This window comes from Acidipila rosea (assembly GCF_004339725.1).
Classification (GTDB): domain Bacteria; phylum Acidobacteriota; class Terriglobia; order Terriglobales; family Acidobacteriaceae; genus Acidipila; species Acidipila rosea.
Genome location: NZ_SMGK01000002.1, coordinates 320,501 through 333,470, shown reverse-complemented (window position 1 = coordinate 333,470; position 12,970 = coordinate 320,501). Strand labels below are relative to the sequence as shown.

The window sequence follows — 12,970 nt, the reverse complement described above, 5'->3', positions numbered from 1 at the left end:
AAATTAACTTCAACCTCGTATTGTGATAGAAACTTTCAGTGCGGCGTTCGCACTAGATATTTTTAAACGAAAAAATTCAACCTATCGCTCCCCCAATGGGAACGCGACGCAGGAGATCGGCACTATGGACAGCAAGCCGGCACAGAATATCCAGGACACGTATCTCAACACCGTCCGGAAGGATAAAACCCCAATCACGATCTACCTGGTAAGCGGCGTCAAGCTGACAGGGAAGATTCGTTCCTTCGATAAGTACTCCGTATTGCTTGAGAACAACAGCCAGGAGCAGTTGATCTTCAAGCATGCAATCTCCACGGTCGTCAGCAATCGCTCCGTCGTTTTGCACAATGAACATCGCCCCGCATCAGGCCACGCCTCGTCAGGAGCTGCGCCGACACCGGCCGCCAGCGGTTCTGCCGCGCCGTCGACTCCGGCTCCCGCTGAAAACGTGCGCTCTTAGCTCCTGCCAGATGCCACGTGACTGAAATACGCAGTCCAGAGCGTGTTCTGCTGGTTGCCGTTGAGATGCATACCGGCAAGCGCCATCTCTCCACGTCCGCCGCGGCAGCTCGCGATACAGCGCTGGCGGCGCGCGGGGAGGGAGCGTCGGCTGCGCCGGCTCTCTCTTCTTCCGCCCTCGATGTGGAGCTGGCAGAGTTCCGCGAGCTTGTGCTGAGCGCCGGCGGCGAGATTGTCGGCGAAATCATTCAGCGGCGCCTCCAGCCCGATCCCGCGACCCTGATAGGACGCGGCAAAGTAGAGGAGCTGACCGGTGCAGCCGCAGCGACCAACGCCTCCGTCGTTCTCTTCAGTCATGACCTCAGCCCTACGCAACTCCGCAATCTAGAAGAAGCCGTGCCTTGCCGGGTCATCGATCGCACCCAGCTCATCCTCGACATTTTTGCCCGTCACGCTCGCACTCGAGAAGGCCAGCTGCAGGTAGAGCTGGCCCAGCTTGAATACATGCTGCCCCGGCTCACTGGCAGAGGTTCGTCCATGTCGCAGCTGGGCGGCGGCATCGGCACCCGCGGTCCCGGCGAAACCCAGCTTGAGACCGACCGGCGCCGCATCCAGCGGCGGCTGGTTCATCTCAAAGAGGAGCTGGAGGGAGTCCGCCGGGTTCGCTCGCAGCAGCGCCAACGCAGGGAATCAGTGCCCGTGCCTGCGGTCGCTCTCGTCGGCTATACCAATGCGGGCAAGAGCACGCTCTTTAACCTGCTGACGCGCGCCGGGGTCCTTGAATCCTCGCGCATGTTCGCCACCCTCGATCCCAAGCTCAAAGCGATCCAGCTGCCCTCGCGGCGCAAGATTCTGCTTTCTGACACGGTGGGTTTCATCCGCAACCTGCCGCACACCCTGGTCACCTCCTTCCGCGCGACCCTCGAAGAGGTCCAGCGCGCCGAGGTGCTCGTCCACGTGCGCGATGCCTCCGACCCCGTCGGTGAAGATCACAAGGCTGAGGTGGAAAAGGTTCTCGGTGAACTCGGCGTGCTCTCCAAACCTCGTATTGAGGTCATGAATAAATCGGACCTCCTCGACGACGAGGAATTGGTCGCTCTGGCTAACTCCGGGGCACTCGCCGTATCGGCGCGCACCGGCGCCGGAGTCACACTCCTGCTGGACCGCATCGACCAGGCGCTCGTTGCGGATCCTATCTCCAGTCAGGATTTTCTGGTTCCGCAGGCTGAGGGTGCGGTGCTGGCCGCCCTTGGCGCAGGCGCAGTGCTTCGCGAGCGCAATTTTGAAGGAAACATGGTCAGGATGAGTGTGAGCGGACCGGACTCGTTATTGAAGCGTTACCGGCGATTCTGGGTGAAGTAGGAGATCAAACGCAAAAACAGGCCAGAGGTCTGGGAGCGGTGGTGATTCCCAAACACCTGGCCTGCCGGACCCTGAACCGGGTCATAGGTAGTAAGCAAAAGGTTACGCTCATTCCAGCGCAAGTCAAGCCTCGAATTTGAGACATTTTTCCTTATTCGTGATAAACATAAGGAGGCGAGCGTCTACTCCCGTTGACACTCGAAAATCCACTCTGTTACAACCTGTATTCCGATACACACTCCAGAATTTAGGTAGCGCACGCAGCATACGGCGAAGACATGGATGAGATTTTGCGCCAACTCGGTCAACTTGTGCTCGGCTCTGTGCCGACCATGGTTATTTTTCTCGTTCTGGTCTTGGCCTACCGCTCGCTGGTTGCAGGCCCCCTGGCCCGCACCCTTGCAGAGCGTCGTGAGCACACCCAGGGTGCAGTAGAAAAAGCCCACGCCGCCATCGCTGCCGCAGACGCGAAGTCGCAGGAGTATGAGGCTAAGCTCCGTGCCGCTCGCACTGCCATCTTCAAGCAGCGGGAGCATAGGCTGCAGCAATGGAGTGCTGACCGCGACAGCGCGGTAGCCAGCGCCCGGCTCGCTTCGCAGGAGCGCGTCAAGCAGGCGCAGGCGGAGATTGCCGCGCAGGCAGTCGATGCACGCAAACAGATTGAAGGCTCGACCGGTGAGCTCGCTGGACAAATTCTCAAAGCTATCCTGCCCTCCGGCATGGCGCCCGCGGAGAGTACCCGTTGAAGTCAAGGTTTTCCATTCGCATCGTTTTTTCATTTCTTGCTCTGTTTCTGTTGGTTATTCCGGCAGTACGCTTCCACGGGCAGGCTCCACCCGCTCGCGCCAACGGCGTGAGCGGGCCCGACAAGATGGACGCGCCGGAGACGAATAAGGCGGAGGAGCAGTTCCGCAAGTCTGCAGCGGTTCAGGCCATTGCCCGAACCTTTCATCTGCAGGAGGAGACTGCGGCTGAGATTTTTGAGGACTTCAACTCTGCGGTTCTGATCCTCGCGATTCTCGGCTTCCTGGCCAAGGCGCTTCCTAAGGCATTTCGCAAGCGTACCGAGACTCTCCAGAAGGATCTGGCCGAGGCGCGTAAGGCATCGGAAGAGGCCAACAGTCGCCTGCGCAGTGTTGAAGATCGGCTGAGCCGTCTCGACTCGGAGATTGAAGCGTTCCGCATCCAGATGGAGCAGGAGAGCGCAGGTGACGAGCAGCGCATGAAGGAAACGATCGAGACCGAGCGCCAGCGCATTGTCGCTTCCGCCGAGCAGGACATCGCGGCTGCGCAGGCTGCTGCCCAGCGTGAGTTGAAGCAGTTCGCTGCCAATCTCGCCATCGAGCGCGCGCAGAGTGAGCTTCGTCTCACTCCCGAGGCTGACCGTGAACTGGTCAGCGGTTTTGCCGGTGAGATTGCCGGACGCTTTGGCAAAGGAGCGCGTAATTAGATGTCAGCCTTTGCCAGCCGTTACGCCTCCGCGTTCACCGATGTTGTCCTCGAGCAGAAGCTCGATCCTGCCCAGGTTGCAAGCGATCTTGGAGATTTTGCAGCCGCGTGGCATGAGAGCCGCGATCTGCGAGAGATTTTTCTCGATCCCTCGTTCCCCTCGGCGCAGAAGGTTGCCGTACTCGACAAGCTGAATACACGCCTTGCAATGTCCGGCACGGTTCGCAACTTCCTCGCTGTGCTCATCAGTCACGACCGCATGGATGGATTCGATGAAGTGCTGACGGACTATCGCCGGGAAATCGACCGTCGCCTGGGTATTTCAGAGGTGACCGTGACAACTGCGCGTCCGCTGGGGCAAGATGAGCGCAAGGCCCTTGAGGCGCAGATTGCGCAGCTCGCGGACTCGGGCATCAACGCAAAGTTTCTGGAAGATCCTTCGCTGCTGGGGGGTGTCGTCCTCCGCATCGGCAGCACGGTCTATGACGGCTCCGTTCGTGGGCGGCTTGACCAGCTTAAACGGCAGCTTACCGGCGAGTAGGCTGCGACACACAAGATTCCGCAGGGAAAGAGAAGCATGGCTCAGATCAAGGCAGATGAAATTACACAGCTCCTAAGGGAGCAGATCAAGAACTACGATGCCAAGGTCCAGGTGGATCAGGTTGGCACCGTGATCTCCGTTGGTGACGGCATCGCGCGCATCCACGGTCTCGACAAGGTCATGGCCGGAGAACTCATCGAGTTCCCCCATGGCATTGCAGGACTCGCGATGAGCCTCGAAGAGGATCAGGTCGGCTCCGTCCTGCTCGGTGACTACACGGAGATCCGCGAGGGCGACGAGGTCAAGCGCACCGGGAAGATTCTCAGCGTTCCTGTCGGCGAGGCTCTTATTGGCCGCGTCGTCAACGCACTCGGCCAGCCCATCGATGACAAGGGCCCAATCAACACCACCGAGACGCTTCCTGTCGAGCGGCTCGCTCCCGGCGTCATTGATCGCCAGTCTGTACGCGAGCCCATGGCGACCGGCCTTAAGGCTATCGACAGCATGATTCCGATCGGCCGCGGTCAGCGCGAGCTGATCATCGGCGATCGCCAGACCGGCAAAACTTCCGTTGCGCTCGACACCATCATCAACAGCAAGGGCAAAGATCTTATCTGTATCTATTGCGCCGTCGGGCAGAAGCGCTCTTCAATCGCGCAGGTTGTCAAGACACTCACCGAATACGGCGCAATGGAGTACACCATTGTTGTCGCCGCATCGGCCTCTGAGCCGGCGCCGATGCTGTACCTCGCGCCCTATGCAGCTACCTCCATGGGTGAGTTCTTCCGTGACAGCGGCCGCCATGCCCTGATCATCTACGACGATCTTTCAAAGCACGCCGTCGCTTACCGCGAGCTCTCCCTGCTGCTGCGCCGTCCTCCTGGTCGTGAAGCTTACCCGGGCGATGTCTTTTATCTCCACTCGCGCCTGCTGGAGCGTTCGGCCAAGGTGTCCAAGGAAAAGGGCGGCGGTTCGCTTACCGCGCTGCCGATCATCGAAACCCAGGCGGGTGACGTCTCGGCGTACATTCCGACAAACGTGATTTCGATCACGGACGGACAGATCTTCCTTGAGACGGATCTCTTCAACTCGGGCATCCGTCCTGCCGTCAACGTTGGCCTCTCTGTCTCGCGCGTGGGCTTCTCCGCTGCGATCAAGGCGATCAAGCAGGTTGGCTCGACGCTCAAGCTTGATCTTGCCCAGTACCGCGATCTGGCCGCTTTCGCCCAGTTCGGCTCCGATCTCGACAAGGCGACCCTCAATCAGCTCAACCGCGGCAAGCGCCTCACTGAACTGCTGAAGCAGCCGCAGTTCCAGCCGCTCACTGCTGCGCAGCAGGTCGTCATCCTTTATGCCGGCACGCAGGGTCTCCTGGATGATGTTCAGGTCGAAGATATCCGTGCCTTCGAAGACGGCCTCTACAAGTACATGGACTCGGCGCAGGCCTCGATCCTCAATGACATCTCGACCAAGAAGGCCCTTGACGACGACATTCGCAAGCGGCTGACCGGCGCGATCAATGAATACAAGAAGAACTTTCTCGCCGATCACGCACATGCCGCCGGCAAGGACACTGTCCAGCCGATGAGCAGCGAGGAAAAGAAGAAGGCCCAGGAAAAAACTCCGGCTGCCTCACCGCAGCCTGCAGGAGCAGCCGCGGCGAAGTAAGCCTGACGACCCATGGCAAACGTACTCGATCTACGACGGCGCATCCGCAGCGTGCGCAACACGCGCCAGATCACCAAGGCCATGAAGATGGTCTCGGCGGCCAAGCTGCGCCGCGCCCAGGAGCGCGCTCTCACGGCACGTCCTTACGCGGCCATGCTTACCAGCGTCCTCCAGTCGCTCAAGCGTCGCGCCGATGTCTATGACCCCACAACCGGAGATCTTCGCCACCCGTTGCTGATGACCCGAGAGGAAAAGAACATCCTCCTGGTCGTCGTCTCCGGTGATAAGGGCTTTGCCGGCGCCTTCAACGCCAACATTATCAAGGCGGCAACGAAGTTCCTGAACGAGAACGGCGATAAACAGATTGATGTTGAGGCGCTTGGCCGCAAGGGACGCGACCTCTTTCGCCGTCGTTTTCCCGCGGCCCGTTACTCTGACGCGCAGCCGCAGGAAGATGGGCAGCAGGAGGCGGTCCGTCGCGAGCGCCACCGCTCCAACCCCATCGAGTTTGTTGGCGAAAGCACCGTCGTCCTCGATAAGGTTCGCTTCGACGATGTGCGCGCGCTCGGCGAGGAGATCGTCGCCCGCTACACTCACGAGGAGATTGACGCGGCCTACATCGTCTACAACGAATTCAAGTCGGTGATCCAGCAGCGCATTGTTGTCGAGCGAGTGCTGCCTATCATCGAGCCAGGCCGGCAGGAGGTCACTGCGGCCGAGGAGATGACCCAGGAAGAGCGTCGCCGCACAGCTGAGGCGGCCGCCTCGGCCGGAGTCAGTCTCGAAGCGCAGCAGGAAGCTGACGAAGAGGAGAAGCGCTTCGGCACTGCCGATGTCGACTACATCTACGAGCAGTCTCCTCGGGAAATTTTCAACGCCATCCTGCCGCGCTACATCACCGCACAGCTTTACCATGCAGTGATTGAATCAGTGGCTGCAGAGAATGCGGCCCGCATGACGGCAATGGATTCGGCAACCAACAACGCATCGGAAATGATCGACTCGCTCACCCTCACCATGAACCGTGTGCGTCAGGCAGCGATCACCAAGGAAATCATCGAGATTGTCAGCGGGGCGTCAGCGCTCAGCTAGAGAGAACTTATGGCAGAAAATATCGGCAGAGTAATTCAGATTTCCGGCCCGGCGGTCGACGTTCAGTTTGAAGAAGCAACCATGCCGCCGATCTACCAGGCCCTGCGCGTCACCAGCGACGGTTTCGACGTGCCCACGCCTATTAATGTAATCCTTGAAGTTGAGCAGCATATTGGCGAAGGCCGCGTACGCTGCGTCGCCATGGAAGCCACTGAAGGCATGGTGCGCGGCATGAAGGCCATCGATCAGGGCGGCCCCATCTCCGTTCCTGTCGGCCGTGAGACCCTCGGCCGCGTCATGAACGTTATTGGCCAGCCCGTCGACGAACTCGGCCCGATCGAAGCGAAGCAGCACATGCCGATCCATCGTCTTGCTCCGGCCTTCGATGAGCAATCCACCTCGGAAGAGATGTTCGAGACCGGCGTAAAGGTCATCGACCTCATCCAGCCATTCCTCAAGGGCGGCAAGATCGGTCTGATGGGTGGCGCGGGTGTCGGCAAGACGGTTGTCATTCAGGAGCTCATCAACAACGTCGCTTCGAAGCACGGCGGTTTCTCCGTCTTCGCAGGCGTAGGCGAGCGCACCCGTGAGGGCAACGACCTCTGGATCGAGTTTCAGGAGTCCGGCGTTATCGATCTTAAGGATCTGCCAAAGTCCAAGGCGACGCTTATCTACGGCCAGATGACCGAGCCGCCCGGCGCCCGTCTTCGCGTCGCGCTCTCGGCCCTCACCGTTGCCGAGCACTTCCGTGACGAAGAGGGTGCGGACACCCTGCTCTTCATCGACAACATCTTCCGCTTCACCCAGGCGGGTTCCGAGGTTTCCACCCTGCTGGGCCGCATGCCTTCGGCCGTCGGCTACCAGCCGAACCTGGCAACGGAAATGGGCGAGTTGCAGGAGCGCATCACCTCGACCAAGAAGGGCTCTATCACTTCCGTCCAGGCCGTTTATGTTCCTGCCGATGACTTCACTGATCCGGCCCCGGCCACGACCTTTGCTCACCTTGACGCAACCACCGTGCTTTCGCGTCCGCTCTCGGAGCTCGGCATCTATCCTGCAGTCGATCCGCTAGCCTCCAGCTCGCGTATTCTCTCGCCTCGTGTTGTGGGCCAGGAGCATTACGACGTAGCCCAGGGCGTCAAGCGTATCCTCCAGCGGTATAAGGATCTGCAGGACATCATCGCGATTCTTGGTATCGACGAACTTTCTGAAGAGGACAAGCTGACCGTCAGCCGAGCTCGCAAGGTGCAGAAGTTTCTCTCGCAGCCTTTCCACGTGGCCGAGCAGTTCACCGGCATCCCCGGCGCCTACGTCAAGATCGCTGACACGGTTCGCAGCTTCAAGGAGATCATCGAGGGCAAGCACGACGATGTTCCCGAGCAGGCTTTCTACATGAAGGGCACCATCGAGGAAGTTCTCGAAAGTGCCGAGAAGCTGAAGACAACGGCGTAATCACTCTATGGCTGACACCAACAAACTCAGAGTCCGGCTTGTCACTCCCGATCGCATCCTCGTCGACACAGACGCGGATGCGGTCGAGGTGCCGTCGAAGTCCGGCTATCTTGAAGCCCTCTTCGGCGCAGCGCCGCTGCTCGCCGAACTGGGCACAGGCGAAGTTCGCCTCCACGGAGCACAGGAGGGTGATCAGCGTTTCAACGTCGCCCGGGGCTTTGTGGAAGTGCTGCCCGACCGTGTCACAATCCTTGCTGAAAGCGCGTTGAAGCCCGAGGAAATCGATACTGCCCGTGCTCAGAGCGAACTGCAGGAAGGGCAGAAGGTCTGGAACGAGGCCGGCGAAGACGCAGAGCAATACGTACGCGCCAACGAGATCATTGCCGAGGCGGAGTCAAAGCTCGCCAGCGCAGCTCATAAAAGCTGACGGCGGTTTTCTTGCGCCGTCTATCTGCTCTTTACAATCCGTGCAGCTCGCCCATAGGAGCCAAGATTGAAGGTCCTGGTATACCCCAGGGCCTTTAGTTTTTTCTCCGCCACGCCACTGCGCATCCCGCTCTGGCAGTGCAGCAGCAACACCTGGTTCTTATCCTTTACGCGACGAGGCAGCGATGCTTCGATCTCATTCAGTGGCAGATTGATAGCGGCAGGCAGGTGGCCCGAGCTGAACTCGCCTGGGCTTCGGACATCGATCACCAGCGCCCCATTGTTTAGGTGAGCCAGCGCCTCTTTGTCTGAGATTTGGCCAGCGCGCTTCAGGAAATAAATCGCCACAACAACCGCAAGAAGAATAAAAGCTATTGTCCAGTTCATCGTTTCCAATTCTCTTTCAATTTGTACTCCACCCCGAATACCTCTTCAGGGACCGCCCCTGCATCCTATGATCTTCCATAAGGCAAATTGCCTTGCATTACGCTTAGCCCCTCGGTCATCATCACCCTTTGTAGAATTTGCTTGATTTGCGCAGGTAATGATCACAATTCTCGAATTCTACCGACAGCCTCTCCCCAATGGCGCCACACGGAGCATCTGTCTTCGTTGCTTTGAGGACATTGGTGTCAGCGATCAGATCTCCATGGTGGCCGAGCTGGAAGCGTCCCACGTCTGCCATGGAAAAGTCCCTCAGCCTGAGGCAGGGAACTCAGCCACCGGCGTGGGGCAACTCAATCGCTGGGGAGAGTTTTTTTCGTGCGCTTCTCGATCGTGCCTGATGAACCGCCTCCTGGCCATCATGGGCTGTCTGCTTTTCTTCTACATGTTGCCGACGATCTGTGAGTTTCTGCTGATGCGGCTCTCCGGCTCCTGGCTCACCAGTCTCTTCTTCGGCAATCTATGCGGCTGCATGGCTATTGGCATCCTCCAGAAAAAGCGGGCGTGGGCTGTCTCTCTCTACCTGGCGCTCATCGCGGTAGACGGAGTGCTCTACTATCGCAGCGGCCTGTCGTCGGCGCAGTTTCCCTGGGTGCTCGACATTGTGCCTACCCTGCTGCTCGTGGTCCACGTAATCCGTGTCAGCAGAACCAGGAGATCGCAGACCCTCTCCGCATAGCGGGGAGGGTGTTAGTTTTAGCCGCCGTTCTGGTGCAGCATCTGCCGCAAGCCGCGGAGTGCCTGGCGGGTGCGCTCCTCATTCTCGATCAGCGAAAAGCGCACATGCCCGTCGCCGTATTCGCCAAAGCCGATTCCCGGGCTGACCGCAACCTTGGCCTCTTTGAGCACTTTCGTCGCAAACTCGAGCGAGCCCATATGTTTCCACTGTTCAGGAATGGGCGCCCACACAAACATCGTGGCCTTCGGGCTCTCGACCTTCCAGCCGATTTTGTTCAGTCCGCTCACGAGCACATCGCGCCGTTTGCGATAGGTCTCGCAGATTTCGGTTACGCACTCCTGCGGCCCTTCCAGCGCCACGATGGACGCAACCTGGATCGGCGTGAACGTACCGTAATCGAAGTAGCTCTTCAGTCGGCCCAGCGCCGCTACCAGCTTCCGGTTACCCACCATGAAGCCTACTCGCCATCCCGGCATGTTGTAGCTCTTTGACAGGGTGAAGAACTCGACTGCAATCTCCTTCGCGCCCGGCACCTCAAGGATCGACGGGGCCTTGTATCCGTCGAAGACGATATCCGCATAGGCCAGGTCGTGCACGAGATAGATGTTATGCTCGCGGCACAGCTCCACCACCCTCGTCAAAAACGCCAAATCGACGCACTGCGTCGTGGGGTTGGCCGGGAAGTTCAGGATCAGCATCTTCGGACGCGGGTACATCAGCGGAATCGACTGCTCCAGTTCCGCCAGGAAGGCATCCGTATTGTGCACGGCAACTGAGCGCAACGTAGCGCCCGCAATAACCGGCCCATAGATGTGGATGGGGTAGCTCGGGTTCGGCACCAGCACCGTGTCGCCCTGGTCCAGAGTTGCAAGGCACAGATGGGCAATGCCTTCCTTGGAGCCAATCGTCACGATGGCTTCCGTATCCGGGTCGAGCTCGACGTTATAGCGCGTCTGGTACCAGCGCGTAATCGCGCGCCGGAGCCGCGGAATGCCTTTCGACAGCGAATAGCGGTGCGTCTCCGGCTTCCGCGCTGCCTCGATCATCTTTTCGACGATGTGCTGCGGCGTGGCCCCGTCGGGATTGCCCATGCCGAAATCGATAATGTCTTCGCCGCGCCGTCGGGCAGCGGCCTTCAGCTCGCCGGTAATGTTGAAGACATACGGCGGCAGCCGCTTGAGCCTTGAGAATTCTTCCACCTGAAAAGCCCCGTCCGCGCTCAGCAGCGCGTAATCTTGTCTGACTCGATGCCCTTGGTTGCGTTGCGCGTATCCACCACCAGCCGCGACTCAGCGACTATCCGTGGATAGTCGTAGCTGGTGTGGTCGGTGACGATCATGACGCAGTCGTATTGGTCCAGATCTTCAAGCGGCGCGCAGCTCATGTTCAGATCGTAATGCCGCCCGTGACCCACAGTGGGGAAGTATGGATCGTTATAGGAGACTTCAGCGCCACGCTGGCGCAGCAGTTCGATGATCGTCAGCGAAGGCGACTCCCGGAGATCGTCGATGTCGCGCTTGTAGGCGAGCCCCAGCACCAGCACCTTGGCTCCATTCAGCGCCTTGCGCTGCCGGTTCAGAGCCTCGATCGTCTGCTCGATCACATAGTAGGGCATGGCGACATTTACCTCGCCCGCCAGTTCGATGAATTTGGTCCGGAAGTCGAACTGTTTCGCCTTCCACGAAAGATAAAACGGATCGATCGGGATGCAGTGGCCGCCCAGCCCCGGCCCGGGGTAGAACGCCTGGAAGCCGAACGGCTTTGTCTTCGCCGCATCGATCACCTCGAAGAGGTCGATATCCATCCGTTGGCAAAGCTGCTTCAGCTCATTCACCAGCGCGATGTTCACGCAGCGGTAGATGTTTTCAAGCAGCTTCGTCATCTCCGCCGCCGCCGGAGTCGAAACAGCCACCGTGCGCCGGAAAATACTTCCATAGAGAGCCGCTGCAATCTGCTGGGCTTCCTCACCCGCGCCGCCGATCACCTTGGGAATATCGTGCCGTGCCACCGTATCGTTGCCCGGGTCCTCGCGCTCGGGCGAAAAGGCCACATGCAGCCCTTCGGTCTCGCCTTTCCGCGCCACTTTGAGCCCGCTCCCTGCTTCGAGCAGTGGAATCAGTACCTCTTCCGTTGTGCCCGGATACGTCGTGCTTTCGAGAACCACTAGCTGCCCTGTCCTCAGATGGGGCGCTATCGCCTTCGCTGTTCCCGTGATGTAGCTAAGGTCGGGCTCATGGTATTCGTTCAGCGGCGTGGGAACGCAGATGATCACTGCATCCATCTTCGCAATCTCCGCAAAGTCCGCCGTAGCCTTGAAGCCGGTCTGCCGCGCCGCCGCTATCTCGTCCCGCTCGATGCGGACAATGTACGATCCGCCCTCGTTGAGCGTGGCGACCTTTTTCGCGTCGATATCGAAGCCTGTAACAGGGAAGCGCTCGCCGTTAAAGAGCAAGGCAAGGGGAAGCCCCACATATCCCAACCCGATGATGCCGATCTGGGCAGTCCGTGCTTCAATTTTTGCCACCAGGCTCGATTGCTCGCCTTTCGAGCGCAGACCAACTCCGGCAGACATCGCTGTTTCGTTCATTCCAGGGGATCCTCGATAACTATGAATTTCACTATAGAGTGGTTCTGCGCTTCAGTGAAGTTCGTTCATTGATTCCGTCTCGGCGCCAGTCAGAAAGCTGCTGAGCAGCTCGATCCGAGGTGCAGCCAGCTTTCGCGTGGAGTCAAGGCGGATTTGCGCAGGCAGCCGCTCCAGGTTCGAGCGCAGGAAGTCGATCGCCTGGGAAAAGGTGTGGTAGCGAGTGTCGCGGCCAATCTTGGCCACCGCTCGCAGGATGCCGATCGCGCCCAGCTGCTCCAGAATATCCGCGTCCCGCAGAATGACCGCTTCCATCGTTTTGGGATCGTCCTGCGGCTGGTGATGGCGGATTGCCTCAAGCACGCCGGCGATCTTCTCCTCCGGAAATCCAAAGCTTTTGAGCAGCTCCGGCGCACGCTCGCAGGTGTAGTTCACATGGTTCCAGCTCTTCAGCTCAACCGGGTCTTCCGGCCGATGTCCGATGAAGACGCCAAGATCGTGCAGCCATGCGGCCGCAAACACCACGTCGTCGTCATAGCTCAAGCCCGCCCCGATCTGCTGGGTGAGGGCGTATAAACGCGGCTGGTGCCCATACTTGTCGACGGGTTTCGCCTGCGCGCGGAGGTATTCAGGTAATTGTTGGCGAAAGGTAGCGGATGACATAAACTTCAATCATACGAGCCGTTGCGGTCCGCATTCTTGAGAAGAGCAAAGTTCAATTACAAAAGTAACTTAGCCCTCGAATGTGACCGAAATTTAACCTGCTTAAGTAACTTTTTTCAGTTACTATCAGAGCAAAGAAAAACAGATAAAG

General features: G+C 59.1%; 14 protein-coding genes. 10 read left to right on the top strand and 4 right to left on the bottom strand.

All coding sequences use genetic code 11. The features are described from left to right. The first annotated feature begins 124 nt into the window (after positions 1 to 124). The 9 genes from hfq (at position 125) to atpC (ending at position 8,450) form a co-directional block, all read left to right on the top strand. Positions 125 to 460, top strand: coding sequence for an RNA chaperone Hfq (hfq, locus tag C7378_RS06465; RefSeq protein ID WP_131993627.1), 336 nt, complete (start codon positions 125 to 127; stop codon positions 458 to 460). Between the two features lie 17 nt (positions 461 to 477). After that, a complete protein-coding gene (gene hflX / locus C7378_RS06460; RefSeq protein WP_424221233.1) occupies positions 478 to 1,821 on the top strand; it encodes a GTPase HflX in 1,344 nt (447 codons plus the stop codon). Between the two features lie 278 nt (positions 1,822 to 2,099). Beyond that, positions 2,100 to 2,567, top strand: a complete 468-nt coding sequence (locus tag C7378_RS06455) for a F0F1 ATP synthase subunit B family protein (protein WP_131993624.1) — start codon at positions 2,100 to 2,102, stop codon at positions 2,565 to 2,567. After that, positions 2,564 to 3,271 carry a F0F1 ATP synthase subunit B family protein gene (locus C7378_RS06450; protein ID WP_131993621.1) on the top strand — a complete coding sequence of 236 codons (708 nt, stop codon included), beginning with the start codon at positions 2,564 to 2,566 and terminating at the stop codon, positions 3,269 to 3,271. Before C7378_RS06455 ends, C7378_RS06450 begins: the two co-directional genes overlap by 4 nt. Next, entirely contained in the window at positions 3,272 to 3,811 is a 540-nt protein-coding gene (gene atpH, locus C7378_RS06445) for an ATP synthase F1 subunit delta (RefSeq protein ID WP_131993618.1), read from the top strand. 36 nt (positions 3,812 to 3,847) lie between these two features. Then, positions 3,848 to 5,479, top strand: a complete 1,632-nt coding sequence (gene atpA / locus C7378_RS06440) for a F0F1 ATP synthase subunit alpha (protein ID WP_131993615.1) — start codon at positions 3,848 to 3,850, stop codon at positions 5,477 to 5,479. A gap of 12 nt (positions 5,480 to 5,491) precedes the next feature. After that, positions 5,492 to 6,571, top strand: coding sequence for a F0F1 ATP synthase subunit gamma (locus tag C7378_RS06435; RefSeq protein WP_131993613.1), 1,080 nt, complete (start codon positions 5,492 to 5,494; stop codon positions 6,569 to 6,571). A gap of 9 nt (positions 6,572 to 6,580) precedes the next feature. Next, positions 6,581 to 8,023 (top strand): F0F1 ATP synthase subunit beta, encoded by a 1,443-nt coding sequence (gene atpD / locus C7378_RS06430; RefSeq protein ID WP_131993611.1) that lies wholly within the window; start codon positions 6,581 to 6,583, stop codon positions 8,021 to 8,023. 7 nt (positions 8,024 to 8,030) lie between these two features. Next, a complete protein-coding gene (gene atpC / locus C7378_RS06425; protein WP_131993608.1) occupies positions 8,031 to 8,450 on the top strand; it encodes an ATP synthase F1 subunit epsilon in 420 nt (139 codons plus the stop codon). A gap of 20 nt (positions 8,451 to 8,470) precedes the next feature. On the opposite strand, the gene C7378_RS06420 is transcribed toward atpC, so the two are convergent. Next, positions 8,471 to 8,836: a rhodanese-like domain-containing protein gene (locus C7378_RS06420; RefSeq protein WP_131993605.1), complete on the bottom strand. Its 366-nt coding sequence runs from the start codon at positions 8,834 to 8,836 to the stop codon at positions 8,471 to 8,473. A 157-nt stretch (positions 8,837 to 8,993) separates the two neighbouring features. On the opposite strand from C7378_RS06420, the gene C7378_RS06415 reads away from it, so the two are divergent. Then, positions 8,994 to 9,572, top strand: coding sequence for a hypothetical protein (locus tag C7378_RS06415; RefSeq protein WP_131993602.1), 579 nt, complete (start codon positions 8,994 to 8,996; stop codon positions 9,570 to 9,572). Positions 9,573 to 9,589: 17 nt separating this feature from the next. Here the strand turns inward: C7378_RS06415 and alaC are convergent, their stop codons facing one another. The 3 genes from alaC to C7378_RS06400 are packed head-to-tail and all read right to left on the bottom strand — an operon-like array spanning position 9,590 to position 12,819. Next, entirely contained in the window at positions 9,590 to 10,771 is a 1,182-nt protein-coding gene (gene alaC, locus C7378_RS06410) for an alanine transaminase (protein ID WP_131993599.1), read from the bottom strand. A gap of 20 nt (positions 10,772 to 10,791) precedes the next feature. Further along, positions 10,792 to 12,159, bottom strand: a complete 1,368-nt coding sequence (locus tag C7378_RS06405) for a nucleotide sugar dehydrogenase (RefSeq protein ID WP_424221228.1) — start codon at positions 12,157 to 12,159, stop codon at positions 10,792 to 10,794. Positions 12,160 to 12,210: 51 nt separating this feature from the next. Beyond that, positions 12,211 to 12,819, bottom strand: coding sequence for an HD domain-containing protein (locus C7378_RS06400; RefSeq protein WP_131993596.1), 609 nt, complete (start codon positions 12,817 to 12,819; stop codon positions 12,211 to 12,213). Positions 12,820 to 12,970 lie beyond the last annotated feature (151 nt).

Coding starts and splice junctions, on each gene's coding strand:
- C7378_RS06405 (WP_424221228.1), bottom strand. CDS start 12,159: ATGAACGAAACAGCGATGTCTGCCGGAGTTGGTCTGCGCTCGAAAGGC.
- atpD (WP_131993611.1), top strand. CDS start 6,581: ATGGCAGAAAATATCGGCAGAGTAATTCAGATTTCCGGCCCGGCGGTC.
- C7378_RS06420 (WP_131993605.1), bottom strand. CDS start 8,836: ATGAACTGGACAATAGCTTTTATTCTTCTTGCGGTTGTTGTGGCGATT.
- atpA (WP_131993615.1), top strand. CDS start 3,848: ATGGCTCAGATCAAGGCAGATGAAATTACACAGCTCCTAAGGGAGCAG.
- atpC (WP_131993608.1), top strand. CDS start 8,031: ATGGCTGACACCAACAAACTCAGAGTCCGGCTTGTCACTCCCGATCGC.
- C7378_RS06400 (WP_131993596.1), bottom strand. CDS start 12,819: ATGTCATCCGCTACCTTTCGCCAACAATTACCTGAATACCTCCGCGCG.
- C7378_RS06435 (WP_131993613.1), top strand. CDS start 5,492: ATGGCAAACGTACTCGATCTACGACGGCGCATCCGCAGCGTGCGCAAC.
- C7378_RS06455 (WP_131993624.1), top strand. CDS start 2,100: ATGGATGAGATTTTGCGCCAACTCGGTCAACTTGTGCTCGGCTCTGTG.
- hfq (WP_131993627.1), top strand. CDS start 125: ATGGACAGCAAGCCGGCACAGAATATCCAGGACACGTATCTCAACACC.
- C7378_RS06415 (WP_131993602.1), top strand. CDS start 8,994: ATGATCACAATTCTCGAATTCTACCGACAGCCTCTCCCCAATGGCGCC.
- atpH (WP_131993618.1), top strand. CDS start 3,272: ATGTCAGCCTTTGCCAGCCGTTACGCCTCCGCGTTCACCGATGTTGTC.